Raw genomic sequence first — 26,331 nt, 5'->3', positions numbered from 1 at the left:
GCGGCCCCCACGAGCGGCGCGTATTGGTCAAAATATTCTAAAACCTCCCACCCCCCCCCACGACCGTCAGTCGCGCTCGATGAGGTGGCCTACCACGTCCGGGCCCGGGTGGGCGTGACCCGACCCGTCGCGGCGGACGTCGATCTCCGGGAGCTCCACCGGGTCTCCGTTGCGCGCCGCACCCGCCGGGCGCGGGCCGATCCACGCGACACGGAGCGCCGTCTCGCCCTTCAAGAACCGCTGGGCCCGGACGCCGGCCGTCGCTCGGCCCTTGGCCGGGTACTCGCTGAACGGGGTCACCTTCACGCTCGCGCCCGTCGAGGTGATCACCAGGGGCTCGCCGTGCTCGTCGTCGTCCGTGCGGATCGCTGCGAAGAACACCGCCGCGCCCGCGCCCACGTTGATGCCCGCCATGCCACCGCCCTTGAGGCCCTGCGGGCGGACCAGCGACGCCGAGTATTTCAGCAGCGACGCCTCCGACGTCACGAACGCCAGGGTCTCCGAGCCGTCCGTCAGCCACGTCGCGCCGACGACCTCGTCGCCGTCCTTCAGCGAGATCACTTCGAACTCGTCCGAGCGGACCGGCCACTCCGGCGAACAGATCTTCACCACGCCGGCCCGGGTGCCGAGCGCCAGGCCCGGTGAACCCGCCGCCTGCTCACCGAGCGGCGCGATCCCGACGACCGTCTCGCCCTTCTCCAGCGGCACCAGCTCGCGAGCCGCCATGCCGCCGCGCAACGACACCGTGCCTGCCTGCTCCGGCAGCACCGGCAACGGCAGCACGTCCGTCTTGAACGCCCGGCCGCGGCTGGTCACCAGCAGGATCTGGCCGCGCGCGGTCGTGTGGACCACCGCCGCCACGGCGTCGTGCTTCACGCGGCCGTTGCGCCGGCGCGTCTCCGTCGACTCCTCGGACTCCGCCGCGGTGCGCGCCACCAGCCCGGTCGCCGACAGGATCACCTGGCACGGGTCGTCCGTGACCTCCAGGGGACCGGACGGCTTCGACGCGGCCAGGACCTCCTTGAGATCGCCGTCGATCAGCGACGTGCGGCGCTCGGTCGGGAAGTCCTTCGCGATCTTCGCCAGCTCGGACGAGACGAGCTTCTTCAGCACCGACTCGTCGTCGAGGATCTTGGACAGCTCCGCGATCTCCTCGCGCAGCCTGTCCTGCTCCGACTCCAGCTCGAGCCGGTCGTACTTGGTCAGCCGGCGCAGCGGGGTGTCGAGGATGTACGTCGCCTGGATCTCCGACAGCTTGAAACGCGTCATCAAGCCGTCCTTGGCGGCCTGCGCGTTCTCGCTCTCGCGGATGAGCTTGATCACCTTGTCGATGTTCAGCAGCGCGACCAGCAGGCCGTCGACCAGGTGCAGCCGCTCTTCGCGCTTGCGGCGCCGGTACTTGGTCCGCCGCGTGACGACCTCGTAGCGGTGCCGGAGGAAGACCTCCAGCAGCTCCTTGAGCCCCAGCGTCTGCGGCTGGCCGTCGACGAGCACCAGGTTGTTGATGCCGAATGACTGCTCCAGCGGCGTCAGCCGATACAGATCCGCCAGCAGGGCCTGCGGGTTGACGCCGACCTTGCACTCGATGACCAGCCGCGTGCCGTTCTCGCGGTCGGTGAGGTCCTTGACGTCGGCGATGCCGGTGAGCCGCTTGGACTTGTTGACCTCGTCGGTGATCTTCTCGATCACCTTCTCCGGGCCGACGCCGTAGGGCAGCTCGGTGACGGTGATCGCCTGCCGCCCCCGGCTGCCTTCGAGGGGGCCGGTCTCGCAGTTCGCGCGCATCCGGACCACGCCGCGGCCGGTCTCGTACGCGCGGCGGACCTCGTCGAGGCCGAGCAGGCTGCCGCCGGTCGGGAGGTCGGGGCCGGGCACGAACTCCATCAGCTTGTCGAGTGTCGCGGTCGGGTGCGTGATCAGCCAGCGCGCCGCGGTGATGACCTCGCCGAGGTTGTGCGGGATCATGTTGGTCGCCATCCCGACCGCGATCCCGGACGTGCCGTTGACCAGCAGGTTCGGGAACGCCGCGGGCAGCACTGTCGGCTCTTCGAGCGAACCGTCGTAGTTCGGCCGGAAGTCGACGGTGTCTTCGCCGAGCTCGCCGACCAGCTGCATCGCCTCGGGCGACATGCGCGCTTCGGTGTACCGCGAGGCGGCCGGGCCATCATCGGGCGAGCCGAAGTTGCCGTGGCCGTCGATCAGCGGGACGTTCAGCGAGAAGTCCTGCGCCAGCCGCACCATCGCGTCGTAGATCGCGACGTCGCCGTGCGGGTGGTACTTGCCCATGACGTCGCCGACCACGCGCGACGACTTCACGTACGCGTGCGTCGGGCGGTAGCCGTTCTCGTTCATCGAGTACAGGATCCGGCGGTGCACCGGCTTCAACCCGTCCCGGGCGTCCGGCAGGGCGCGCGAGTGGATGACCGAATACGCGTACTCCAGGTACGAGTCTTCGATCTCCGTCTTCAGCGAGTTGTCGAAGACGTTCGCGCCGGCGGAGTCGAACGCGCTGGGATCGACCTTGGTGGTGGTGCCCTTGCGGCGTGCCACGGCAGAACTCCTTGGTAGCTATGAGAATTAAGCGTCGATGGCGTCGCGGTCGATCCGGTCCGAAGAGGCGACCAGCCAGTTCCGCCGGGGCTCGACCTTCTCGCCCATCAGCAGCTCCAGCGCGCTCTCGGCGGCCTCGGCGTCGTCCATGGTGATCCGGCGGACCGAGCGGCTGGCCGGGTTCATCGTGGTGTCCCACAGCTCGTCGGCGTCCATCTCGCCGAGGCCCTTGAACCGCGGCACCGGCGTGACGATGCTCTTGCCCGCCCGCTCCAGCTCGGCGAACTTCGACTCCATCTCCTGCTGCGTGAAGGTGAAGTGCGTCTCCGGGTTGCGGCCCTTCGTGACGAGCTTGTGCAGCGGCGGCATCGCCGCGTACAGCCGGCCGTCCTCGATCACCGGACGCATGTACTTCGCGAACAGCGTGATCAGCAGGGTCCGGATGTGCGAGCCGTCGACGTCCGCGTCCGCCATCAGGATGACGCGGCCGTAGCGCATGGTCGTCAGGTCGAACGTGCGGCCGGTGCCCGCGCCCAGGACCTGCACGATCGACGCGATCTCGGCGTTCTTCAGCGTGTCGCCGAGGGATGCCTTCTGCACGTTCAGGATCTTGCCGCGCAGCGGCAGCAGCGCCTGGTACTCCGACACGCGCGCCATGCGCGCCGACCCCAGCGCGCTGTCACCCTCGACCAGGAACAGCTCGCTGCGGGAGACGCCGGTGGTGCGGCAGTCGACCAGCTTCGGCGGCATCGCCGCGCCCTCGAGCGCGGTCTTGCGCCGGGCGGCGTCCTTCTGCTGCTTCTGGGTGAGCCGGACGCGGGAGGCATCGACCACCTTCTGCAGCACGACCTTGGCCTCGGACTTCGTCTTGCGGTCCTCGGTCCAGGCCTTGACCTGCTTGTCGATGATGCCCTGGATGACGCGGGTGATGCCGGCGGTGGACAGCTCGTCCTTCGTCTGCGACGTGAACTGCGGCTCCGGCAGCCGGACGTGCACCACCGCCGTAATGCCCTCGAGGACGTCCTCGATCGTCGGCATGTCCTCCTTGGGCTTGAGCAGCCCGCGGGTCTTGGAGATGGCGTCCTGCAACGCCTTCGCCATCGCGCGGTCGAAGCCGCGGCGGTGCGTGCCGCCGTGGACGTTGCGGATCGTGTTGGTGAAGCACTCGACCGTGCGCTCGTAGCCGGTGCCCCAGCGCAGCGCCACCTCGATCTCAGCGTGACGCTCCACATTGGACTGCATGACGCCCGCCGCGTCCGCCGCGTTCTCCTTGTACGTGCCCTCGCCGGTGATCAGGAGCGTGCCGCAGACCGGCTTTTCGCCCGACGGGGTGAGGAAGTCGACCATGTCGACGAGCCCGTGCGGGAAGTGGAAGGTCTCTTCGTTGATGGTGTCTTCGATCGCCGTGCGCAGCACGTACGTGACACCCGGGACGAGGAACGCGGTGTTGCGCAGCTTCGCTCGCACGCCCTCGACGTCCAGGGCCGCGCCGGACTCGAAGTAGCGAGAGTCGTACCAGTAGCGGATCGACGTGCCGCTGCGTTCGCCGCGCTTCATCTTGCCGGTGAGGTTCAGCCCGGACCGGCGGGTGAACTTGGCTTTCGGGCCGGGCGCGTCGAACGTGCCGGGGACGCCGTGCTTGAACGACATCTGGTGGACCTTGCCGTCCTGCTTCACCGTGACGTCGAAGCGGTGCGACAGCGCGTTGACCGCCGAGGCGCCGACGCCGTGCAGGCCGCCGGAGGTCTTGTAGCCGGAGCCGCCGAACTTGCCGCCGGCGTGCAGCCGCGTCAGGACCAGCTCCACGCCGGACAAACCGGACTTCGCGTGGGTGCCGGTGGGGATGCCGCGGCCGTCGTCGTCCACCTGGACGCTGCCGTCGGCGTGCAGCGTGACGACGATCTTCGTCGCGTGGCCCGCGACACCCTCGTCCGTGGAGTTGTCCACCACCTCGGAGAAGAGGTGGTTGATGCCCCGGCTGTCGGTGGAGCCGATGTACATCCCGGGGCGTTTGCGGACGGCTTCGAGACCCTCGAGATGGGTGAGGTCGTCGGCCCCGTACAAGGTCTCGGCAGTCACAGGGTCGTTCTCCCGGATCGTGGCTCGCGAAAGTGCTGGTGGTGGTGCGGACTCGGCCTGCACCGTACTGCAGGATATCCGCCACCCCCGACAACTTCCGCGCGCTCCCTGCTCCGGAGTGGCGCGGGCCGCCCGCTACTTGGGGTCGTAGCCCAGGTCCGGCCACAGGCCGAGCAGGGCTTCGATCTTCCGCGGGACCTGGAAGCTGTTCCGGAAGTTCGGCTTTTCGCCGATCGTCGCGAGGCCCTTGCGGAGCTCGCCGAACGCCGGCCTCGAGGCCGTCTCCCGGGTCAGGATGTAGCAGTACGTGCGGCGCGGGTACGCGAACTCGTCGGTGTACGCCTGAAGCACGAGACCGGGTGCCTCGATCCGCGACCCGACCAGGGCGCGGCCCTGCTTCTGGCTGTAGACGCGGATCACGTGCACGCCCGCGCGGAGCGTGCGCGGCGGGTCCTGGCCCTGGCCGTCGTCGGCCCAGAACAGCTCGACGCGGAACGGCTGTTCGCCGTTTTCGCCGGGGTGGGTGTACTCGCGCGTCAGCTCTTCGAGGCGGTATTCGGCCTCGGCCGAGGGCTCGCCGCCCTCGACGAGGCTGACGAGGTACAGCTCGGCCGGGCGCGGCCAGGAGGGCCGCGGCACGTCGGTCTGCGTCTCCGTGGTCTCGGTCTCCGTGGTCTCCGGCGTGTCGGTTTCCGGCTCGTCCACGGCGGCCGGTGCCGCAACCGGTTCCGGCGTCTCGGCCGGGGGTTCCGGTGCGGGCGCGACCTCGGCGACCGGGACGGGTGCCGCGGGCCGGACGGGGGACGGCGCCGGAGTGGCGGGCCGGACCGGGGACGGCGGGGGTGCCGGGGCAGCGGGGCGGACGGGCGTCGCCGGGCGGCTCGTGACCACGGGCCGGGCGGGCGGGATGGCGCGGGCGGGGGTGGCGGGGCGCGGCGTGGTGACCAGCTTGCCCGCGCCGTACTGCTCCAGGAGCGGCTCCAGGTCACCTGCCGTCAGCGCGGGGCCCGCCAGGTCGCACCACTCGAGCCAGGCCTCCTGGGCCTCCTCGACGGTGTGCTTCTCGTGGGAGACCGTCACCGCCTCGAACAGCTGCCGCGGGCCGGCGGCGGTGACGTCGGCCGAGCCGACCACCACGAACGACGGTTCGTCCTCGGCGATCACCAGCTTCGCGTTCAGCCCGCGCAGCGAGTGCACGATCACGCCAGCCTTCACCCAGTGCAAGAGGGCGTGCGGACTCGTCGCACCGGACAGCACGGTGTCCAGGCTCGCGTCCGTGATCACCGTGTCCCCGGGTTCGAGTGGCAACAGGGCAGCCGCGCCGGGACCGACGTGGCCGAAGGCCGCCACCAGGTTCCGGCGAGGCGCGAGCAGTGGGGTGATCGATCCCCAGATGTCGCGGCCCGTGAGAAGTCGTACCGAACGTTCTGCCAGACCCAGCCGACCGAGCTCCGCGTCCATGTCCATGACCTTACTTGGTGCCCCCTACGGCATTGACGGCCGGAATATCTCTTGCTTGGAAGTAGTTGAACACGCATGTAAGATGGTGCTCGCGAAGGGAGCAGGTCATGCAGTTCGGAATCTTCACGGTGGGCGACGTCACGACCGATCCCACCAACGGCACCACCCCGACGGAGCACGAGCGGATCAAGGCGATGGTCCGGATCGCGCTGAAGGCGGAGGAGGTCGGTCTCGACGTCTTCGCGACCGGCGAGCACCACAACCCGCCGTTCGTGCCGTCGTCGCCCACGACGATGCTGGGGCACATCGCGGCGCAGACGTCCAAGATCATCCTCTCGACGTCGACGACGCTGATCACCACGAACGACCCGGTGAAGATCGCCGAGGACTTCGCGATGCTGCAGCACCTGGCCGACGGCCGCGTCGACCTCATGATGGGCCGCGGCAACACCGGCCCGGTGTACCCGTGGTTCGGCGAGGACATCCGCCAGGGCATCCCGCTGGCCATCGAGAAGTACGCACTGCTGCGCCGCCTGTGGCGCGAGGACGTCGTCGACTGGTCCGGCAAGTTCCGCACGCCGCTGCAGGGCTTCACGGCCACGCCGCGCCCCTTGGACGGTGTGCCGCCGTTCGTGTGGCACGGGTCGATCCGCAGCCCGGAGATCGCCGAGCAGGCGGCGTTCTACGGTGACGGCTTCTTCGCCAACCACATCTTCTGGCCGACCTCGCACTTCCAGCAGCTGATCGCGTTTTATCGCCAGCGCTTCGAGCACTACGGCCACGGGACGGCCGACCAGGCGATCGTCGGCTTGGGTGGCCAGGCGTTCATCCGGCCCAAGTCCCAGGATGCGTGGAACGAGTTCCGCCCGTACTTCGACAACGCGCCGGTGTACGGCCACGGCCCGACGCTGGAGGAGTTCACCGACCAGACGCCGTTGACCGTGGGGAGCCCGCAGGAGGTCATCGACAAGACGCTGACGTTCCGCGAGCAGTTCGGTGATTACCAGCGTCAGCTGTTCCTGATGGACCACGCGGGGCTGCCGCTGAAGACGGTGCTGGAGCAGCTGGACCTGCTGGGCTCGGAGGTGGTGCCGGTGTTGCGCAAGGAGCTGGACGCTCTTCGGCCGGCGCACGTGCCGGACGCTCCGACGCACGCGTCGCTTTTGGCTACGGCTTCTACTACGGCTTCGGAAGAGGTGTCGGCATGAAGCTCGCGGTGGTGACGGCGGGGCTGTCGGTCCCGTCGTCCAGCCGGCTGCTGGCGGATCGCCTGGCGGCGGCCACGGTTGCGGCGTGGTCGTCGTCGTCTTCTTCGTCGCCGGCGTCGGTTTCGGTGGTCGAGCTGCGGGACGTCGCGCTGGACGTGACGAAGAACCTGCTGACGGGCTTCCCGAGCCCGGCGTTGCGCGCGGCGCTCTCCACAGTGGTCGACGCGGACGCGGTGATCGTGGTGACACCGGTGTTCACGGCCGGGTACAGCGGTCTGTTCAAGTCGTTCTTCGACGTGCTGGACGCGGACTCGCTGGTGGGCAAGCCGGTGCTGCTGGGTGCGACCGGCGGAACCGAGCGGCATTCACTGGTAGTGGACTACCAGCTGCGGCCGTTGTTCGCGTACTTGAAGGCGAACCCGGTCGCGACGGGGGTGTACGCGGCTTCGTCGGATTGGGGGAGCGGAGAGGGCGCGCTGCAGAGGCGGATCGAGAAGGCGGGGGCGGAGCTGGCTTCGCTCGCCGCCGGACGGCCCGCTGTGGCCGAGGAGCCGTTCATTCCCTTCGCCGAGCTGCTGGCGGGCGCGGGGGAGTGATAATGGCTTGCCCGGCGCAACTATGGTGGGCTGATGGCGTCGGTCAGGCAGGTCCAAATCACGTTCGACTGCGCGGAACCCGAGCGGGTCGCCCGGTTCTGGTGCGAGGTGCTGGGGTACGTGGTGCCGCCGCCCCCGTCGGGGTTCGCCAGTTGGGGCGATTTCGACCGTTCGCTGCCGCCGGAGCGTCAGGGCGCGGCGTTCGCCTGCGGTGATCCTGCGGGTGTGGGGCCACGGCTGTTCTTCCAGCGAGTGCCGGAGGGCAAGGTCGTGAAGAACCGGGTGCACGTCGACGTGCGTGCCGGCACGGGTCTCGTGGGCGACGAGCGGCTGGCTGCGCTTGAGGCGGAGTCTGCGCGGTTGGTTGAGCTGGGTGCGGTGGTTGTGCAGGTGTTGCGTGCTGATGGGTACAACGAGTCTTGCATTTCGATGCAGGACGTTGAGGGCAATGAGTTCTGCCTGGACTGAGGGTTGAGGGCGCGGCTGCTGCCCGGAGTTGTTGCCTGGTGGCGCGGGGCAGAGAGCGGGACTGCCTCTGCTGCTGGCGTGGGTGGCCGGGGGGCGGGCTCGGCGCTGCTGCGGGCGGTCCGGGGGCGTCACCGTCGGTGGGGATGCGGATGCGGTCGGACGTGGGCGCTGACCAGGAGCTGATGGCTGGCAGCGGGGCCGCGGATTGCTTGGGCGCATCTGAGGTGGAGGCGGGAGCTGCTGCTTAGCGGGAGGACGTTCCGGGTGGTCTGGGGGTCCGGAGTGCTGCGCGCTTGTGTCGGTGGTGAATGTCGCGGGCCGTGAGGCGGGAGCGGCTGGGCGCATGTGCGAGTTGTGGACGGACCGGGGTTGCGGTCTGCCGGTGGCCGGTTGTCGATCGGTTGGAGTCTCGGGTAGCGGTCCGCCGGTGGCTGGGGTTTGGGTATGCGGTCCGCAGGTAGCGGCTTGTGGGTGGCGGAGTTTCGGGTGCCGGCCGGCCGGTGGGCGGGCTGGGGCTGGGGCTGGTGTTGCGGTGGCCGGTGGCCGGTGGCCGATTGTGGCTGGGGTGGAGCTGCGATCGTCCGTTGCCGGTTGTGGATTGCTTGGGGCGTGGGGGTAGGCCCGTAGCCGGTTGGCTGCGGGCCTTTCCCGTGTTCGATTGTCTACGCCGCGAACGGCAGTGGTTGGTGCAGGTTGTTGCGCCTGGGTTTTCGGCGTTTGTCCAGGAACACCGGCGGTAGGAATTCGGGGAGGCCGTCGGTGGCGATGCGGACTTGCCAGCCGGAACGGTGCAGTAGCCGGTGGTGGTGGGCGCACATCAGGACCAGGTTGCCTAGTTCTGTGGGGCCGCCGTCGGTCCAGTGGCGGATGTGGTGGCCTTGGCAGTGGCGGGGTGGGCGGTGGCAGCCGGGGAAGGCGCAGCCTCGGTCGCGTAGGTACAGCGCGTGGCGCAGCGGGGTGGAGATCAAGCGGCGCTGGTGACCCAGGTCGAGAGGTTCGCTTTTTGTTCCCAGTACTGCGGGGATGAGCTTGCAATCGCAGGCGTGGATCCGGGCTTCGGCCGCGGACATGGTGCCGAGGTCGCCGAGGATGGCCCGGCCGACGCCGGACTTCAGGTCGTCCAGGGAGACTGCGATCATGACGTGGGCTCGTTCGCCGGCCTGCATCGGCAACTCTGGCGAGTTCAACGCGAGGTCGATCGCGTCGGAGAAGGCGTCGCCGTAACGCTCCTGCGGGGAACGCAAGTCCGGGCCCTCGTCGGTGGTGCGGCGTTGCGCGAGAGAGTCCAGCAGGGCGCTGGCTCGGGTGCCGGTTTCGTCGTCGAAACGGCCGTTCAGTTCCCAGATCCCGGTTCTTTTGCGGCGCAACGACAGTTCGCGGCTGGGGGTGGCCGGTTCAGCGGAGTCGGGTTCGGCGCCGTCGGGGTCCAGGTGCGCCAGGATTCGGGCACCAAGAGCGGCGACCTGCTTGTGTCCGGCCGCGGAAGCGAAGGTCAGCAGGTGCCGCTCGGCGTCGTCGCGGTGTTCGGGCGGGACTTGGGTCATGACGCCGACGATGGTGTCGATCATTGGGGTGCTCAACCGGCCGTCCAACGCGGCGGCGCCGGTGGCGGGAGCGACAGCAGGGATCGGGGTGCCGTCGAGGGTGTGACCGGGGGTGAGGGCTCGGGCTCGTTTGACCACGGTCTCGGCGGCGGATTTGGGGACGTCAGCGAGGTGCTCGAATAACCGTGCGACGGAGCGGTAGCCGAAGAGTTCCATGACACCGCGGGACTCGATTTCCGCCAGCAGCGAACCGATCTCAGCCTCAGCGGACCGCGCGACGGCGAGCAGGGTGGAGATGCGGTCGGCCAGGGCCACCGCATCCGCTTTCCACACTGCTTCGCTGTCCACACACCAAGATTACCGGTGGTCGAACGCCTGGTCATCACTCGATCAGGTGGAACACGGCAGACGCGGCAGGGGCATCGTTGCGTGGGGAATCGGCGCTCCCGCACCGAGCGGAAGGCAACAACACGAAGCGCCGATTTCCTACGCCCCGGCGAAGCCGCATCTTTAGAACTCCGAGTACCGAACCCGATAACGCAGGTGAGTAACCCCAGCCCCGACAACAACCTCAACCTGCTCCAGCGAGGCACGAGGAGCATCAAAAGAAGAGAAGTACCGAACACCGGAGCCAAGAAGGACGGGAACAAGATCGATCCGAACTTCATCGAGAAGCCCAAGCTCCAAGCACTGCCGAGCGATATCCGGCCCGGAGACACCAACAGTCCCATCCCCAGCAGCCTTGGCCTGCTCCACAGCGGAAGCAACAGAGGAGACGAAGGTGAACGGCGCCAGATGAGAAGCAGGCCAGTCCGAAGGCGGAGGCCGGTGCGTGACAACGAAAGCGGCACCCCCACCAGGCGGATTACCGCCCCACCCATGGGTGTAGTCGAAGACCCGCCGCCCGCAGACGAACGCGCCATGACGAACGCTGTCCAAAAAGGACCGCAAGTAGTCCGCGCTGGAAGGTGAGACGCGGAACGTCATCGGGTAGCCGACCATCGGCACCTCGACGTCGCCCGAGGTGTACCAGTCGAACAGTGGCCCGACCGAATCGTCGGGCCGCGCGACGAACCCGTCCAGTGACATGCAGAAGCTCGCGACGACCCCGGCCATCTCAGTCCTCCAGGACCTTGTCGAGCCGCTCGTACGACTCCGTCATCCCGCGGCTCATCCCGCTGTCCAGCGCCTTGTCGCGCGCCTCGATCGACGGGAACACCGAGTGTGTCACCATGCGCGTGCGGCCGCCGAGGTCGGTCAGCACCATCGAGTCGAGCGTGACTTCGCCGGGCGCGCCCAGGAACTCGAACGTCTGGATGATCCGGTCGGGACTCACCGTGTGGTAGACGCCGCGGAAGTGGTACTCGCCGCGGTCGTCGCGGTGGATGTAGTCGTAGGCGCCCCCCGATCGGGCGTCGAGCTCGACGATCTCCATCTTCATGCCGTGCGGGCCCAGCCAGCGCACGATCAGCTCCGGGTCGGTATAGGCGCGGAACACCGCCGACGGCGGGGCCGCGAACTCGCGGGTGATCTCGATGAACGGCGTTCCGGGCTGTGCGGTAATCGTGGTGCTCATGGCGTTTCCTCCAGGGTCTCCAGGACGGCGTCGAGCCGCCGGTAGCTGCGTTCGGTGGCCAGCCGGTACGCGTCGATCCAGCTGGTGAGGGCTTCGAGGGCGGACGGCACCAGGTGGCACGGCCGGCGCTGCCCGTCGCGGGTCCGCGTGATCAAGCCGGCCTGCTCCAGTACCTGGATGTGCCGGGACACCGCCTGTTTCGTGATCGCGAAGGGTTCGGCCAGCTCGTTGACCGTCGCTTCGCCGCGGGACAGCCGCGCGACCAGTGCCCGGCGGACCGGGTCGCCGAGGGCGGTGAACGCCCGGTTCAGCGCCTCCTCGTCAACCGTCATCTTTATCAACCAATCTGTTTATCAACCAATGTGTTGACTATAAGTCCCCTGTCAAGACCTGCCGAAAGTCGGGGGTGACCGACGCCGTCCGGCAGCGGCCCGCGACCTCGCCCGGTACCTACGTTGACCCCCATGACCAGGCTCTTCCTCGTGCTCGCGGTGCTCTTTCTCGGCACTGCGACCCCGGCCACCGCCGCCGAAAAGCCCGACATCGACGGCTACGTCCGCGCCTACCTCGACCACACGGGCCTGCCCGGCGCCGCGGTCGCCATCACGCACGGCGGCGACGTCGTCCGCGTCGCGGGCTTCGGCCACGACGCCGCGGGCACGCCCGTCACCGCGTCGACCCGGCTGCCGATCGCGTCGCTGAGCAAGTCCATGACGGCCTTCGCGGTGCTGCAGCTTGCCGAAGCGGGCCGGATCACGCTCGACGAGCCCGTGACGCGCTACCTGCCCGGCTTCCGGCTCGCCGACCCGCGCGGCGCGCGGATCACCGTCCGGATGCTGCTGGACCAGACGTCCGGGATGGCCGACTCCGCGTTCCCCGACCTGCGGCTGCCGCAGCCGCACACCCTCACCGAAGCCGTCGAGCGCTTGCGTGACGCGAGCTTGGCGAGCGAGCCCGGGACAGAATTCCACTACCACAACCCGAACTACGAAGTGGCCGCTCGGATCGTCGAGGTCGTGGCCGGGCAGCCGTTCGCGGACTACCTCCGGACGCGGTTGTTCGCGCCGCTCGGGATGGCGTCCAGCACCACTGTGGACGAGCCGCCGGCCGGGACCACCGGGTACGTCCGGGCCTTCGGGTTCGAGGTCCCGGTGGGCGAGCCGGACTGGTTCACCGGTGGCAGCCACGGCGTCCTGAGTACCGCAGCCGATCTGACGCGCTGGCTGATCGCGCAGCGGAACGGCGGTGGCGTGCTGTCCCCGGAGTCGGTCCGGCTGGCGCACACCCCCGCGCCCGGCCGCGACTACGCGCTGGGCTGGGCGGCGTGGCAGCCGGGTCAGCTCTCCCACAACGGCGAGTGGTTCACCCACACCGCCGCGCAGATCCTGCTGCCGGACGGCTACGGCATCGCGGTGCTGGCCGACACCGGCCTCGCCCTGGACAACGACGCCGAATCGCTGGCCCAAGGCCTGGTCACGCTGGTCCAGGGCGGCTCGCCGGAGCCCGTGCTGCCCGCCGGCGTGATCGCGGACCGGGTGCTCGCCGCACTGGCGCTGATCGCCGTGGGGCTCGCCGTGGTGGGCGTCCGGCGGGCCCGGCGGAAACTCCGCTGGTGGCGGATCGTGCCGCCGTTGCTGCCGCTCGTCCCGCTCGCGTTCCTGCCTCAGCTGCTCGGGGTGGTATTCGCCGGAAGACGGGGTACCTACGGCCAAGTGCTCTACGTCTGGCCCGGGCTCGTGGTCGTGCTCGGCGTGGTGGCGCTGGCGGGCTTGACCGTGGCCGCGGCCCGGGCCACGGCGCTCGTGGGTGGCACGCGAGGCCACAACCAGGAAGAATCGGGCGAAACGAGGGGAGACGCCCAGTGGGCATCGGTAAACAGGCGAAGCGGATCCTGATCGTGGTGGCGGGCGGCGTCCTGCTGGTGGTCGGGGTGCTGCTGCTCGTCCTGCCCGGCCCGGGCCTGCTGCTCGTGCTCGCCGGGCTCTTGGTGCTCGCGTCGGAGTTCCCGGCGCTCGAGCGGTACGTCGACCCGGTGCGCGACCGCGCGATGAAGGCGGCCGAGGACAGCGTGTCCTCGCCGCTGCGGATCGCCGGCTCAGTGCTGGCCGGGCTGGCGCTGCTGGCCGCGGGGATCGTCTGGGGCACGGTGAAGTCGCTGCCGTTCAGCGGCTGGAGCACCGGGTCGAGCCTGATCCTCTCGTCGGCGATCCTCTTCGCGCTGCTCATCTGGAGCTACCGGCGGGTCAAGACGCGCCGGGAGGCCGCCCACCACAGCTGAGGACGATACTGTCGGCGCCATGAGCGCCGGATTCCAGCGAGCCCGGCGGCCCGAGCAGATCGAGGCGCGCCGCACCGCGATCCTCGCCGCCGCGCGGGAACTGCTGGCCGAGCGCCCGGTCGCCGACATCAGCCTGCGGGAGCTGGCCTGCCACGTCGGGCTCGCGAAGTCCAATGTGCTCCGCTACTTCGACAGCCGTGAGGCGATCTTCCTCGAAGTCCTCGACACCGAGTGGTCGGCGTGGCTGGACGCCCTCGCGCTCGGCGACCCGGCGCCGGCGGATCCCGGCTACGCGCGCGAAGAGCGTGTCGCGGGGAAGATCGCCGCGACGCTCGCCGAGCGGCGGTCGCTGTGCGAGCTGATCAGCGCGATGGCGCCGGTGCTGGAACGCAACATCTCGCCGGAGTTCGCCCGCAGCTTCAAGGGCCGCGCGGCGGCCAGCACCGAGCGGCTCGGCGCGCTGGTCCGGACGCGGGTTCCGGAGCTGTCGGCCGACGGCGCCCGGCAGTTCGCGCTCGGCGTGGTGATCCTCGTGTCGGGGGCGTGGCCGTACGCCAACCCGACCGACGCCGTCGCGGCGGCCACGGCCGAGCTGGGCGGGGCGCCGTCGTTCGCGGCCGGGCTGGCCGAAGGGCTCACAAACCTGCTGGCCGGGCTCGTCGCGCGGCGGCGGTGACGATGTCGGTGTTCTCGAGCACCGGCTTCTCGTAGCCGTTCTCGGCGACTTCCAGCATCGCCAGGCCGAGCTCCCGGTTGGTCGTCACGGAGCGGGGGAACAGCCGCCGCAGCACCGGGTACAGCGGCATCGCGACGCGGTAGAGCGTCCGGTACAGCGTGGTCTTCGACGTGATCCCGTGCAGCGGCTGGATGTAGCCGGGACGCACGGAGAACGTCCGCAGCGGCAGCTTCGCCAGCGCGTTCTCCGTGGCGCCCTTGACGCGCGCCCAGCGCACGCGGCCGCGTTCGGTGCTGTCGCTGCCGGCGCCCGAGACGTACACGAAAGTGGTGTCGGCAGGCAGTTTCCCGGCCACCGAAAGAGTCAGCTGGTAGGTGATCCGCTCGTACTCCTCCGGCGCCATGCCGACCGAGACGCCGAGGCAGAAGAAGCACACGTCGTACCCGGTGATCGGCTCGAGCGCGAACAGGTCCTTCTCGATGCGTTCGGTCAGCTTCGGGTGCGTTTCGCCGACGGCGGACCTGCCGACCGCGAGCACGGCCTCGACCCGCTCGTCGAGCAGGCACTCTCGCAGGAGGCCCTGCCCGACCATGCCGGTCGCGCCGAACAGCACGGCCCTCATGCGCCGGCCACCGGCAGCAGCCCCCGCTCGCCGAAGACCTTCTTGGCCACGGCGGTCGCGTTCAGCGCTCGCGGGAACCCGCAGTAGGCGGCCGACTGCAGCAGCGCCTCCACGATCTCCGCCGGGGTGAGCCCGGCGTTGAGCGACGCGTTGACGTGCACCTCCAGCTGCGGCTCGCACCCGCCGAGCGCGGTCAGCATGCCGAGCGTGACGAGCTGCCGGTCGCGCGGCACGAGCTGCGGCCGCGTGTAGATCTCGCCGAAGCCCCACGAGACGAGGCTGTCGGCCAGCTTCGGCGAGATGTCGGCGAGGCCGTCGAGCACGCGCTGGGCCGTCTCTTCGCCATTGAGGTCGATCAAGGCCTGGTGGCCGCGTTCGAAGCGATCTTCGGTCATGTCGGCGACGGTAGCGGCTGGAGCGGGCTCCAGGTCAAACCGCCCGCGCGGCCGTGGCCACGCCGTAACTGGTGTACGAGGAGTCCGTGCGCAGCCCGGCCGCGTTGACGCTCCACGCGTGCAGCGAGAGGAATCCCTGGGCGGGCGCGGTGAACTCGAAGGCGCCGGTGCCGTCGGGACCCGGCGCCAGGGACACCTCCGGGCCGTTGCCGACGACGTAGCCGTAGGACGCGAGTCCCGGCTGCACCGGGGTCAGCGTGCAGTGGACCACCTGGCCGGGCTGCAGCGGACCGGTCGCGTCGCACGTCAGCGGCGGGGCCGCCGAGCGCGCGATGAACGAGTAGTACGCCGTTTCGGACACCGTTCCGTCGGCGAACGTGCTCGTCACCTGGAGGTACTGGCTGTTGGTCGTCAGCGGGGTCAGGACCACGCTCGCCGTGCCGTCCGCGCCGGCGGGCACGGTGACCGTCGAACCCAGGTAGGTGTAGGTGTAGCTGACGACGCCCGGCAGGGCCGGCGAGAACGTGAACGTGCCCGGCGTCGTGACGTAGCCGGCCGGCCCGTTCCGCGGGTACTCGGCGCTCGTCACCACGGGCTCGTTCGAGCCGATCTCGACCTGGACCTCCTGGGTGGCCGAGACGATCCCGGCGCCGGTGGTCGTGCTGACGTCCAGGTAGTGGCCGTACGCCGAGTCCGGCACGATCGTCACCCGCGCGGTGCCGTCCGGTCCGGCCGGGACGGTCACCGGCTCGCCGAAGTCCCAGGCGTAGGTGAAGGACACCGAGCCGGGCAGCGTGGCGTGGAAGGTGAACACGACCGGCCGGCCGACCATGGTGTCCGCGGGCACGTCGACCACGGGCAGCCCGCGATCGACCGGGATCTGGCCGCCGCCCGGGCCCGAGAGGTTGCCGTTGGCCATCCGGGCCCGCACGGTCAGGTCGTAGGGCTGGAAGAAGTCGGTCGGCGTGACGCTGATCGTCGCCGTGCCGTCCGGGCCCGCGGGCACCGTGAGCGACTGTCCGCCGTCGATGTCGTAGACGTACTCGCTCGCGCCGTCGGTGCCGTGCGGGGCGAAGGTGCACTGCTGGGTCTCGCCCAGGTAGGCGTGGGCGGCGCAGGTCATCGACGGGCCGTTGTCAGCGACCCAGAACCGGTAGTCGGTGCGGCCGGACTGGGTGCCGGCCGGGTCGACGCTCCAGACCGACAGGATCTGCGGGCCGCCGCTCGCCGGGGTGATGGAGACCGTGGCCGGGCCGCCCTTGCGCGCGGCCGCCACGTACGTCTGCGGGAAGCCCCGGAGCCCGTAGTAGTAGCCGACGACGTCCGGCACCCCGTTGGCGGCGAAGGTGAAGGAACCCGGCACCCCGGTCCCGCCGGTGCCGAGGCCGACGTCGGAGTAGTCCGGCGAGGTCACCACGGGCGGCTGGGCCGGCGCGACGAGGTCGGTGGTCAGCTTGCAGACCGCGCTCCACGGCCCGGTGTCGGTGCTGTCGCTCGCGCGAACCTGCCACGCGTACGTGGTCGCGTCGGCGAGCGGGCCCGGGAGGACCACCGAGGCTCCGCCGCCGTTGGTGAAGGAGTTGTGGAACGTCGTCCGCTGGTCCGGGTGGTCGACCGGCCACAGCGCCCACTCGACCTGGCCGAAGTCGCCGTCCGGATCGGTGAAGCCGGCGGCGAGGGTGGTCGAGCCGGGGCCGATGACGACCGGCTTGGCCGCGCAGGCGTGGGTGTTCACCGTCAGCTGAGCCGGCTTCGACGGCGCCCGGTTGTAGCTGATGCTGAGGGTGGCGTGCGGGTTGTACGAGCGTCCGAACTTCGGGTCGTTCTGCTGGTCGTCCGGCAGCCGCAGGGCGAAGGTCGCGGTCTTGCGGCCGGCGTCGAGCGCGCTCTGGAGCGCTGCGGTGGCGTTCCAGAACACCCCGCGGGCCGGGCAGGAGGTGTCGATGATCGGCCCGCCCGCCTTCACCAGTTCGGCCGGCTGGTTGTTCCAGGTCGGCTTCTTGGCCGGCTCGGTCAGCCACAGCTCGGTGGCCCGGGGCGACGAGCAGTCGGCGACGGCGGTCTCGTCGACGGAGATCCCCGCTCGTTCGAGGCGGTTCCCGCGCAGGGCCGAGAGGTCGAACGTCACGTAGGACTTCGAGACGTGGCTGACGCCGTTCGCGTAGGTGTGCGCGCCCACGGGGAGGTCGCCCGGGTCGGCAAAGCTGGTGCGCGGTGCGGCCGAGTCGACGTACGCCCATGAGCCGGCGGTGATCTCGGTGATCGTCGAGGCGGCGGCGGGTGCCGCGGTGAGCACGGCCGTGCCGGTGACGACCAGCGTGGAGACGGCGGCGCAAACGGCCGCCGCCCGGACCTTCGAGCCCATCGGGCCTCCCCCAGAAGTTCGGTTCAGTCCCGTATCGACAGTCTTTTCGTTGGCGTTACACAGTTTCGGCCCGAAAACGCGGAATGGCCGCACCGGGAAGCTCCCGATGCGGCCATTCCGGACAAACGGCTACTTACCGCTGGAGTACAACGCGCTCACGTCCGCGTCGGACAGCGCCCGGTCGTAGACGTGGACCTGGTCGACCGCCCCGTTGAGGTAGTCCACCGGGCCGCCGCCGTACTTGCCGCGGCCGATCACCGTGTGGCCCGTCGACGCGTCGCCGAGGCAGACGCTCTTCGTGGCCGCCAGTTGTCCGTCCACATAGAGCTTCAACGTGCCCGAAGCCGCGTCGCGGACGCCCACCACGTGGTACCAGCGGTTCGCTTCCGGGGCGGTGGGCGCCAGCGCCCGGGTGCCCACGAAGCTCATCGCCAGCCGGTGGTCCTGGCCGGAGTACTGCAGGAAGAACGCGCTGGTGTTGTCGCCGTCCTGGCTCACCACGGTCTGGAAGCCGTCACCGACGGCGTTGAACTTCACCCACGCCGCCGCGCTGTAGCTGCCTTCCGTGTTCACCAGGGACGCGCCCGTGTCGGCGTACTGGCCCGACCCGTTCACCGCCAGCGCCGAACCGCTGTTGCCCTCGGTCCAGGACGCGCCGCCGACGAGCGTCGCGTCGTGGTCGCCGACGGCGTCCGCGGCCACCGTGCCCGTGTTCTCGTCGAACGGGTACGCCGCGATGCCGTCGATGCCCGGAGTTCCCGCGGGCACCGAAGGACCGGACGTCACGGGCGCACCCGTCGCGCCCTTGATGACGGCCAGGTTCGCCGCGCGGACCGCCGCGAAGTCCATCTTCTTCACCTGCCGGTCGTAGGTGAAGAAGCCGTTGACCTCCTTCTCGACGTCGGTGGTCTGCGTGTAGACGCCGGCCGAGACGCCGCAGCGCTGGGCGACCAGCAGCAGGCGCTGCTGGAGCTCGCCGTAGCGCCGGGTCAGCGTCGCGCTGTCGGGCTCCATCTCGTAGGCGAAGCTGCCCGCCGCGTCGAACTCGTGCCCGGCGACCTTGAGACCGAGGCCGCCGTACTCGCCGTCGACCGCCGCGCGCGTGCCGGTCTGCATCGGCGTGCCCGGCCCGGTGTAGGTGTGGTCGTCGTAGATGTCACCCTTACCGCTGTCCGGTTCGGACCTACAGCAGTTGACGCCGGATTCGGCGTTCACCAGCCGCGACGGGTCCCACGACTTGACCTCGTCGGCGATCCGGCCGACCTCGTAGTCGCCCCAGCCCTCGTTGAACGGCACCCACGTGACGATCGACGGGAAGCTGCGGTGCTGGTCGATCATCCGCTTCATCTCGGACTCGTAGTTGACGCGCGAGGCCGCGGACGGCTCGACGTCGTCCTTCATCGCCGGCATGTCCTGCCAGACCATCAGGCCCAGCTTGTCGGCGTAGTAGTACCAGCGATCCGGCTCGACCTTGATGTGCTTGCGCACCATGTTGAAGCCGAGCGCCTTCTCCTGCTGCAGGTCGAACTTCAACGCCGCGTCGGTCGGCGCGGTGTAGATGCCGTCCGGCCAGAAGCCCTGGTCGAGCGGGCCGACCTGCATGACGAACTTGCCGTTGAGCAGCATCCGCTGCTTGCCGTCGGCGGTCTTGCCGACGCTGATCGACCGGATGCCGAAGTACGAACCCACTTCGTCCCCTGTGGACAGTTTCACGCGCAGGTCGTACAGGAACGGGTCGTCCGGCGACCACAAGTGCGGCCGGTCCACCTTGAGCTTCAACGGCTTGTTCGCGTCGCCGCTGACCCGCCCGACCGGGCGGCCGTGGTCGTAGGCGATCGCCTCGACGCGCTGCTTCACCGGCCCGCCGACCAGGGCGTTCACCGTGACCGAGCCGGAAGCGACGTCCGGGGTGACGTCGAGCCGGTCGATGTGCGCGGTGGCGACCGGCTCCATCCAGACGGTCTGCCAGATGCCGGAGGACGGCGTGTAGAAGATGCCGTCGCCGGGCTGGCGCTGCTTGCCGATCGGCTGCCCGCCCTGGTCGTTCGGGTCGGCGACGCCGACGACGAGCTCCTGGGTCTTGGCCGTGGTCAGCGCGTCGGTCACGTCGACGGAGAACGCGTCGTAGCCGCCGGTGTGGCGCGACACGGTCTTGCCGTTGACGATGACCGTGGCGTCGTAGTCGACGGCCTGGAAGTGCAGCTGCAGCCGCTGTCCCTTGCCGATCTGCCAGTTCTTGGGGACCTCGAACGAGCGGCGGTACCACATGTTCGTCTCGTGGCGCATGATGCCGGACAGCGCGGACTCGACCGGGTACGGCACGAGGATGCGCTCGCCGAGCGTCTTGCCGATCGGGGCGGCCTCACCCGGGGTCGCCTTGGCGAACTCCCAGACACCGTTGAGGTTCTGCCACTTGTCGCGGGTCAGCTGCGGGCGCGGGTAGTCGGGGAGGGCGTTGGTGGGCGAGACGTCCTTCGTCCACGGCGTGGACAGCGGCGGGGTGAGCCGTTGCCACTGTGGCGCGTCGGCGGCGCTCGCGGCGGGTGCGGTGCCGAGACCGGCGACCGCGACGGCGAACGCCGCGGCGGCGGTCAGCCATCTCCGGGATTTTCGGGCAGGGCGGAACATCGTTGAGACCTCCTGGTGGGGGGAAAGGAGCTCAGCGGGTTCGGGAACGCGCCAGCAGGCGCTGGATCACCACGACGACGAGCAGGAAGGCCCCGCTCACCACCGTCTGGTAGTTGGAGTCGAGGGTGCCGATCTGGTTGATGACGTTCTGGATCAGCGTGCGCAGCAGCACGCCGACGAGGGTGCCGATGATCGTCCCGGCGCCGCCGGTGAGCAGCGTGCCGCCGATGACGACGACGGAGATCGCGTCGAGCTCGGTGCCGACGCCGATCACCGTGACGCCGGACTGCAGGTACGCGGCGGTGAGGACGCCGGCGAACCCGGCCAGCGCGCCGCTGAGCGTGTAGAGGCTGATCTTGGTACGCGCTACCGGAAGACCCATGAGCAGCGCGGACTGCTCGGCGCCGCCGATGGCGAACACGGACTGGCCGAACCGGGTGCGGCGCAGGAGCAGCCCGCCGAGCGCGAACAGGATGAGCGCCAGGTACACCGGGACGCCGATGCCGAAGATCGTGCCCTGGCCGAGCCAGAGGAACGCCGAGCCGGGGTCCACCTTGTACGTCGTCGAGCCTTCGGACGTCAGCGCCAGCAACAGACCCCGGGCGAACAGCAGCGACGCCAGCGTCACGATGAACGGCGCCATCCCGGTGCGCGCGATGAGCACGCCGTTGATGAAGCCGATCAGCGAACACACGGCCAGCGGCAACAGGATCGCGACGACGAACCCGTACTGCGCGCCGTACGCGGCGAGGACGCCACCGAGCGCGTAGTTCGAGCCGACCGAAAGGTCGATGCCGCCGGAGATGATCACGAACGTCATGCCGAGCGCGATCACCGCGAGGAACGACCCCTGCAGCACGAGGCTGCGCAGGTTGTCCGCGGTGCCGAAGTGCGGGAACGCGAACCACGACGCGGCGAGGCCGAGAACGAGCACGACGGCCGCGCCCTGGCGTTGCAAAACCCCGGCGAAGGCCGCGTTGCGGGCCTGGGTCTGGGTCGCGGTCATTTGCTGCTCCGCTCACGGGCGACGTAGACGGCGACGACGATGATCGCCGCCTGGACCATCTGCGCGGTGGAGTCCGGCAGGTTGTGCTTGATCAAGGTGGCCTGGACGAGCTGCATGAGCAGCGCGCCGAACACGGTGCCGAGCACGCGGACCCGGCCGCCGGTCAGCGGGGTGCCGCCGACGACGACCGCGGTGATCGCGGACAGCTCCATGAGCAGGCCGACGTCGCTCGGGTCGCTGGCGGCCAGCCGTGACGTCGCCAGCACGCCGGCCACCGCGGCCAGCGCCCCGGAGATGACGTAGACGCTGACGAGCACGCGCTTCACCGGCAGCCCGGCCAGGGTGCTCGCGGCGCGGTTGCCGCCGACCGCGACCAGGTGCCTGCCGAACGTCGTGCGCTGCACGACCAGGCCGGCCAGCACCGCGAGCACACCCGCGACGATGACCATGATCGGCACGCCGAGCAGGTCGCCGGTGCCCAGCTCCAGGAACTCCTGGTTGTGCAGCTGGACGAGCTGGCCGTGGGCGATGACCAGGGCCAGCCCGCGCCCGCCGACCAGCAACGCGAGCGTCGCGATGATCGGCTGGATCCCCAGGTACGCCACCAGGTATCCGCTGAACAGGCCGGATAGCACGCCCGCGATGACGGCGACGATGATCGCCGTCAGCGGGCCCGCGCCGAGGTAGAGCGGGATGAGCGCGGCGGAGATCGACATCACCGAGCCGACCGACAGGTCGATGCCCTCGGTGCCGATCACCAGCGCCATGCCGAGCGCGACGATGCAGACCGGCGCCGCCTGCACCAGCTGGGTGCGGAAGTTGGCCGCGGACAGGAAGTTCTCGGTGAACACGACGTTGAACAGCAGCAGTACGACGACGGCCAGGTAGACGCCGTAGTTCTGCAGCCACGCCGTGACTTTCGCGCGGTCCGGGGTTTTCGTCAGGGTGGCGCTAGACATCGTTGTCAGCCTCGGCTGCGATCGCGGTCAGGACGTTCTCCTCGGTGATGCGGTCGCCGGTCAGCTCGCCGACGACCGAGCCGTCGCGCAGCACGACCACGCGGTCGGAGCCGTCGATCAGCTCTTCCAGTTCGGACGAGATGAGCAGCACGCCGAGCCCTTCCCTCGCGAGTTCGTCGATCAGTGCCTGGACCTCGGCCTTGGCGCCGACGTCGATGCCGCGCGTGGGCTCGTCGAGCAGCAGGATCTTCGGTCCGGTGGCGAGCCAGCGGGCGAGCAGCACCTTCTGCTGGTTGCCGCCCGACAGCTCGGACACCTTCTGCTCCGGACTGGACGCCTTGATCCGCAGGCGGTCCATGAAGATCTTGACGATCTTGTCCTGCTTGGACTTGCTGACCAGGCCGAACGGCGAAAGCGACGGCAGCGCGGCCAGCACGATGTTCTCGCGCACGGACAGGTTCGGGATGATCCCGTCGGTCTTGCGGTCCTCGGCCAGCAGCGCGATCCCGGCCCGCATGGCGGCCTTGATCTTGCCCCTCTTCAGCGGTTTCCCGGCGAGCAGCACGGATCCGCCGTCGAGGGGGAACGCCCCGACGATGGCCCGCGCGGTCTCGCTGCGGCCGGAGCCGAGCAGGCCGGCGAGGCCGACGACCTCGCCGGGCCGGATGCTCACCGAGACGTCGTGCAGCTTCCGCATGCCGGCCAGGTTCTCCGCCTTGAGCAGCGGTTCACGGTCGACGTCGTGTTCCTCGCCGAACGCCGTGACGCCCTCTTCGCGGATCTGCTTGATCTCCCGGCCGAGCATCTTGGACACGAGCTCGATGCGCGGCAGGGTGGCCAGTGGTCCACTGTGGACGACCCGGCCGTCGCGCAGCACGGTGACGCTCTCGCAGACCCGGTACAGCTCGTCCATGCGGTGGCTCACGTAGATGATCGCGATGCCTTCGGCGTGCAGGCGGTTCAGCACCTCGAAGAGCGTCTCGACCTCGCGCGGCTCGAGCGACGACGTCGGTTCGTCCATGATGACGACCTTGGCGTCGGTCGAGACCGCGCGGGCGAGGGCGACCATCTGCTGCGCGCCGACGCCCAGGGAGTGCAGCGGGCGCTTGACGTCGTCGTCGATGCCGTAGCCCTTGAGCAGCTCACGGGCGTCGGCGTACATCTTGGACCAGTCGACGAGGCCGGCCTTCGTGCGCGGCTCGCGGCCGAGGAAGACGTTGCCGGCGATGCTCATCAGCGGGACGAGGTTGACCTCCTGGTAGATCGTGGAGATCCCGGCCCGCTGCGCGTCGATCGGCCGCTTGAACGTCACCGGCTCGCCGAGGTGGCGCACCTCGCCCTCGTCGGGCTGGTAGACGCCGGTGAGCACCTTGATGAGCGTGGACTTGCCGGCGCCGTTCTCGCCGACGAGCGCGTGCACCTCGCCCGGCCGCAGCGTGAAGCTGACGTCGTCGAGCGCGAGGGTGCCGGGGAACCGCTTGGTCACCCCGGCCACCTCGAGCACCGGTGCGGTCGTCATGGCGACGTCCTCTTCGGTGGTTGCCGTCACTTGTACGAGTTCCCGACCTTCTGGGCCGCGTTGGTCTCGTCGTACTGGTCGTCGGTGATGACGATGCTCGCCGGGATCGCCTCGCCGTTCTCGAACTTCTGCAGCGTCTGGAAGGCCAGCGGGCCGAAGCGCGGGTTGGACTCGATCACGGCGTTGTAGCTGCCGTCGACGATGAGCTGCACGGCGTTGCGGGTGCCGTCGACCGAGACGATCTTGACGTCCTTGCCCGGCGTCTTGCCGGCGGTCTTCAGCGCGTTGACCGCGCCGACGCCCATCTCGTCGTTCTCCGCGTACACGGCGGTGATGTCGGGGTGGCTCTGGATGAGCTGCTCCATCACGGCCTGGCCCTTGGAGCGGTCGAACTCGCCGGTCTGCTCGGCGACCACGGACAGCCCGGCCGTCTTGGCGAGCTCGTCCTTGAAGCCCTTGGTGCGGTCGGTGGTCACGTTGTTGCCGGACGAGCCGAGCAGGATCGCGACCTTGCCGGTGCCGCCGGTGATGCGCGCCATCTCCTGCGCCGCGCGCTTGCCCTGCTCGACGAAGTTCGAGCCGATGAAGGTCAGGTAGTCGGTGCACGGCTGTGAGGTCACCTTGCGGTCGATGGTGACGACCGGGACCTTCTTGGCCTTCGCCGCGTCGAGCGCGGGCTGGAGGCCGTCGGAGTTCAGCGGCGCGACGACGAGCAGCTGGGCACCTCGGTCGAGCATCGACTTGATGTCGCTGATCTGCTTGTTCAAATCGCTCTGGGCGTTGGTGACGAGCAGCTTGTCGCTCGCGATGCCGAGCTTGGCGGCTTCGTCGCGGATGGACTGGGTCTCGGTGGTCCGGAAGGGGTTGGCTTCCTTTTCGGACTGTGAGAAACCGACGATCGCGGTCTTCAGGTCGACCTTGGGGTAACCGGTCTTGTCGATGGTGCAGCCGTCGGCGCTGGGGGCGACGGACTGCGCGGACGCGGCCGGTCCGCCGCCGCTGGAGGGCGCGGCGGGGGTCTCTTCCCGGCTGGTGCAGGAGGTGAGGGTGAGCGCGGCGGCGGCCGCGGTGACCAGGACCAGGCGGGGACGGGTGGACAGCGGCACGGTGACTCCTCGGGCAGCGACGGTGGGGCCCGCTCACCGGGGTGATCGGAGTCACCGCGGGAGCCTTGAGGTACTTTTTACATCGTTGGAACAACGTTGTAAACCGGCAAATTATCGCTATGCTGCGTGCTCACCACCTGAGAAGGAGCCGCCCGTGACCGTGACGCTCAAGGACGTCGCCACGCTCGCCGGAGTGTCGGTGAAGACGGTGTCGAACGTGGTGAACGGCTACGCGTTCGTCAAGCCGGAGAACCGCCGGCGGGTCGAGGAAGCCCTGGCGGCGACCGGCTACCGGCCCAACGTGGGCGCGCGCAACCTGCGTCGCGGCCGGACGGGGTTCCTGGCGCTGATGGTGCCGGAGCTGTCGATCCCGTACTTCGGCGAGCTGGCGGGCCTGGTCATCACGGCGGCGCAGAAGCGCGGCTGGAGCGTCCTGATCGAGCAGACCCAGGGGACCCGCTCCCGGGAGCGCGAGACGCTGTTCTCGCTGGGGCCGCACCTCGTGGACGGCGCGCTGGTACACCCGGAGGCGCTGGAGGCGGCGGATTTTCCGTCGCCGGGGGAGATCCCGCTGGTGATGCTGGGCGAGCACGCGGTGGACGTGCCGATCGATCACGTGGCGATCGACAACGTCCTGGCGGCGCAGACCGCGGTGTCCCATCTGGCGTCGTTGGGGCGGACGCGGATCGCGGCGATCGGGCGCAATCCCGCTCGCGGGACGTCGTCGCTGCGGCTGGCCGGGTATCGCGAGGCTTTGTTCTTGGCTGGACTGTCCTATTCGGACGCGCTCGTGGCGCCCGCGGAGAAGTGGCACCGATCGGTCGGTGCGGCGGCGATGCGGTCGTTGCTGGCTTCGGATTCCCCGCCGGACGCGGTGTTCTGCTTCAACGACCTGCTGGCGATCGGCGCGCTGCGGGCGGTGGCGGAGCTGGGGCTGCGGGTCCCGGAGGACGTGGCGATCGTGGGGTTCGACAACAACGAAGAGAGCGCGTTCTCGTTGCCGGCGCTGACGACGATCGCCCCGGACAAGACGGCGTTGGCGGAGGCGGCGATCGACCTGGTGCACCGGCGCATCACGGGGGACAAGACTTCACCGGCGCAGGACATCCAGACGCCGTTCGCGCTGGAGATCCGGGAGAGCACCAAGGGCCGCTGAGGTTCCAGGCGCCCGGACTGGCGTGTCCTGAATGAGTCATTCAGGACCTCCGACCTGGATCCACCGATGTGTTTTGTGGTGATCTTGAGGCCGGGTTGTTGATCTTGTGGTGGGTGGTGGGCGTGCGTGATCGTGCTGG

At 69.6% G+C, this 26,331-nt stretch carries 22 protein-coding genes; 7 read left to right on the top strand and 15 right to left on the bottom strand.

The features are described from left to right. Positions 1-66: 66 nt before the first annotated feature. From AB0M59_RS52275 to AB0M59_RS52265, 3 genes are all read right to left on the bottom strand, one after another. The gene (locus AB0M59_RS52275) at positions 67-2,550 is read right to left on the bottom strand and encodes a DNA topoisomerase IV subunit A (RefSeq protein ID WP_364631524.1); all 2,484 of its coding nucleotides are present in this window, start codon (positions 2,548-2,550) and stop codon (positions 67-69) included. Positions 2,551-2,577: 27 nt separating this feature from the next. Further along, positions 2,578-4,629: a DNA topoisomerase IV subunit B gene (locus AB0M59_RS52270; protein ID WP_364631521.1), complete on the bottom strand. Its 2,052-nt coding sequence runs from the start codon at positions 4,627-4,629 to the stop codon at positions 2,578-2,580. A 135-nt stretch (positions 4,630-4,764) separates the two neighbouring features. Beyond that, positions 4,765-6,090: a hypothetical protein gene (locus tag AB0M59_RS52265; RefSeq protein ID WP_364631519.1), complete on the bottom strand. Its 1,326-nt coding sequence runs from the start codon at positions 6,088-6,090 to the stop codon at positions 4,765-4,767. Between the two features lie 107 nt (positions 6,091-6,197). On the opposite strand from AB0M59_RS52265, the gene AB0M59_RS52260 reads away from it, so the two are divergent. The 3 genes from AB0M59_RS52260 to AB0M59_RS52250 are packed head-to-tail and all read left to right on the top strand — an operon-like array spanning position 6,198 to position 8,362. Continuing rightward, entirely contained in the window at positions 6,198-7,298 is a 1,101-nt protein-coding gene (locus AB0M59_RS52260) for an LLM class flavin-dependent oxidoreductase (RefSeq protein WP_364631516.1), read from the top strand. Then, the gene (locus AB0M59_RS52255) at positions 7,295-7,894 is read left to right on the top strand and encodes a CE1759 family FMN reductase (RefSeq protein WP_364631513.1); all 600 of its coding nucleotides are present in this window, start codon (positions 7,295-7,297) and stop codon (positions 7,892-7,894) included. Before AB0M59_RS52260 ends, AB0M59_RS52255 begins: the two co-directional genes overlap by 4 nt. A gap of 33 nt (positions 7,895-7,927) precedes the next feature. Beyond that, positions 7,928-8,362 carry a VOC family protein gene (locus AB0M59_RS52250; protein WP_364631510.1) on the top strand — a complete coding sequence of 145 codons (435 nt, stop codon included), beginning with the start codon at positions 7,928-7,930 and terminating at the stop codon, positions 8,360-8,362. A 662-nt stretch (positions 8,363-9,024) separates the two neighbouring features. Here the strand turns inward: AB0M59_RS52250 and AB0M59_RS52245 are convergent. The 4 genes from AB0M59_RS52245 to AB0M59_RS52230 all read right to left on the bottom strand — a co-directional run bounded on the left by AB0M59_RS52245 (position 9,025) and on the right by AB0M59_RS52230 (position 11,814). Beyond that, the gene (locus tag AB0M59_RS52245; RefSeq protein ID WP_364631507.1) at positions 9,025-10,254 is read right to left on the bottom strand and encodes a DUF222 domain-containing protein; all 1,230 of its coding nucleotides are present in this window, start codon (positions 10,252-10,254) and stop codon (positions 9,025-9,027) included. 162 nt (positions 10,255-10,416) lie between these two features. After that, the gene (locus AB0M59_RS52240; RefSeq protein ID WP_364631504.1) at positions 10,417-11,022 is read right to left on the bottom strand and encodes a dihydrofolate reductase family protein; all 606 of its coding nucleotides are present in this window, start codon (positions 11,020-11,022) and stop codon (positions 10,417-10,419) included. Position 11,023: 1 nt separating this feature from the next. Next, a complete protein-coding gene (locus AB0M59_RS52235) occupies positions 11,024-11,482 on the bottom strand; it encodes an SRPBCC family protein (RefSeq protein WP_364631501.1) in 459 nt (152 codons plus the stop codon). Continuing rightward, a complete protein-coding gene (locus AB0M59_RS52230) occupies positions 11,479-11,814 on the bottom strand; it encodes a metalloregulator ArsR/SmtB family transcription factor (RefSeq protein ID WP_364631498.1) in 336 nt (111 codons plus the stop codon). The genes AB0M59_RS52235 and AB0M59_RS52230 overlap by 4 nt, the downstream gene beginning before the upstream one ends. A 132-nt stretch (positions 11,815-11,946) precedes the next feature. Between AB0M59_RS52230 and AB0M59_RS52225 the strand changes: the two genes are divergently transcribed. Genes AB0M59_RS52225 through AB0M59_RS52215 form a run of 3 tightly spaced genes read left to right on the top strand, consistent with a single transcriptional unit; the run spans position 11,947 to position 14,436 of the window. After that, positions 11,947-13,377: a serine hydrolase domain-containing protein gene (locus tag AB0M59_RS52225; protein ID WP_364631495.1), complete on the top strand. Its 1,431-nt coding sequence runs from the start codon at positions 11,947-11,949 to the stop codon at positions 13,375-13,377. Further along, entirely contained in the window at positions 13,344-13,760 is a 417-nt protein-coding gene (locus AB0M59_RS52220; RefSeq protein ID WP_364631492.1) for a PGPGW domain-containing protein, read from the top strand. The genes AB0M59_RS52225 and AB0M59_RS52220 overlap by 34 nt, the downstream gene beginning before the upstream one ends. A 19-nt stretch (positions 13,761-13,779) precedes the next feature. Next, entirely contained in the window at positions 13,780-14,436 is a 657-nt protein-coding gene (locus tag AB0M59_RS52215; RefSeq protein WP_364631489.1) for a TetR family transcriptional regulator, read from the top strand. Here AB0M59_RS52215 and AB0M59_RS52210 read toward each other — a convergent pair. From AB0M59_RS52210 to AB0M59_RS52175, 8 genes are all read right to left on the bottom strand, one after another. Next, on the bottom strand, positions 14,396-15,058 hold the full coding sequence (locus tag AB0M59_RS52210) for an epimerase (RefSeq protein ID WP_364631486.1): 663 nt from the start codon (positions 15,056-15,058) through the stop codon (positions 14,396-14,398). The two genes, AB0M59_RS52215 and AB0M59_RS52210, sit on opposite strands and share 41 nt — an antisense overlap. Continuing rightward, entirely contained in the window at positions 15,055-15,453 is a 399-nt protein-coding gene (locus AB0M59_RS52205) for a carboxymuconolactone decarboxylase family protein (RefSeq protein ID WP_364631483.1), read from the bottom strand. The genes AB0M59_RS52210 and AB0M59_RS52205 overlap by 4 nt, the downstream gene beginning before the upstream one ends. A gap of 34 nt (positions 15,454-15,487) precedes the next feature. Further along, positions 15,488-17,818 (bottom strand): DNRLRE domain-containing protein, encoded by a 2,331-nt coding sequence (locus tag AB0M59_RS52200; RefSeq protein ID WP_364631480.1) that lies wholly within the window; start codon positions 17,816-17,818, stop codon positions 15,488-15,490. A gap of 129 nt (positions 17,819-17,947) precedes the next feature. Further along, entirely contained in the window at positions 17,948-20,446 is a 2,499-nt protein-coding gene (locus AB0M59_RS52195) for a LamG-like jellyroll fold domain-containing protein (protein ID WP_364631477.1), read from the bottom strand. Between the two features lie 31 nt (positions 20,447-20,477). Continuing rightward, positions 20,478-21,452 carry an ABC transporter permease gene (locus AB0M59_RS52190; RefSeq protein ID WP_364631474.1) on the bottom strand — a complete coding sequence of 325 codons (975 nt, stop codon included), beginning with the start codon at positions 21,450-21,452 and terminating at the stop codon, positions 20,478-20,480. Then, the gene (locus tag AB0M59_RS52185; RefSeq protein ID WP_364631471.1) at positions 21,449-22,411 is read right to left on the bottom strand and encodes an ABC transporter permease; all 963 of its coding nucleotides are present in this window, start codon (positions 22,409-22,411) and stop codon (positions 21,449-21,451) included. Before AB0M59_RS52185 ends, AB0M59_RS52190 begins: the two co-directional genes overlap by 4 nt. Further along, on the bottom strand, positions 22,404-23,960 hold the full coding sequence (locus tag AB0M59_RS52180) for a sugar ABC transporter ATP-binding protein (protein WP_364631468.1): 1,557 nt from the start codon (positions 23,958-23,960) through the stop codon (positions 22,404-22,406). Before AB0M59_RS52180 ends, AB0M59_RS52185 begins: the two co-directional genes overlap by 8 nt. Beyond that, positions 23,957-25,036, bottom strand: a complete 1,080-nt coding sequence (locus AB0M59_RS52175; RefSeq protein ID WP_364631466.1) for an ABC transporter substrate-binding protein — start codon at positions 25,034-25,036, stop codon at positions 23,957-23,959. The genes AB0M59_RS52180 and AB0M59_RS52175 overlap by 4 nt, the downstream gene beginning before the upstream one ends. Before the next feature lie 154 nt (positions 25,037-25,190). On the opposite strand from AB0M59_RS52175, the gene AB0M59_RS52170 reads away from it, so the two are divergent. Next, positions 25,191-26,192, top strand: a complete 1,002-nt coding sequence (locus AB0M59_RS52170) for a LacI family DNA-binding transcriptional regulator (RefSeq protein ID WP_364631464.1) — start codon at positions 25,191-25,193, stop codon at positions 26,190-26,192. Positions 26,193-26,331 lie beyond the last annotated feature (139 nt).

Source organism: Amycolatopsis sp. NPDC051371 (assembly GCF_040682155.1).
Classification (GTDB): Bacteria; Actinomycetota; Actinomycetes; order Mycobacteriales; family Pseudonocardiaceae; genus Amycolatopsis.
Note: the sequence above shows the minus strand (reverse complement) of the source record. Positions and strands in the feature narration are given on the sequence as shown.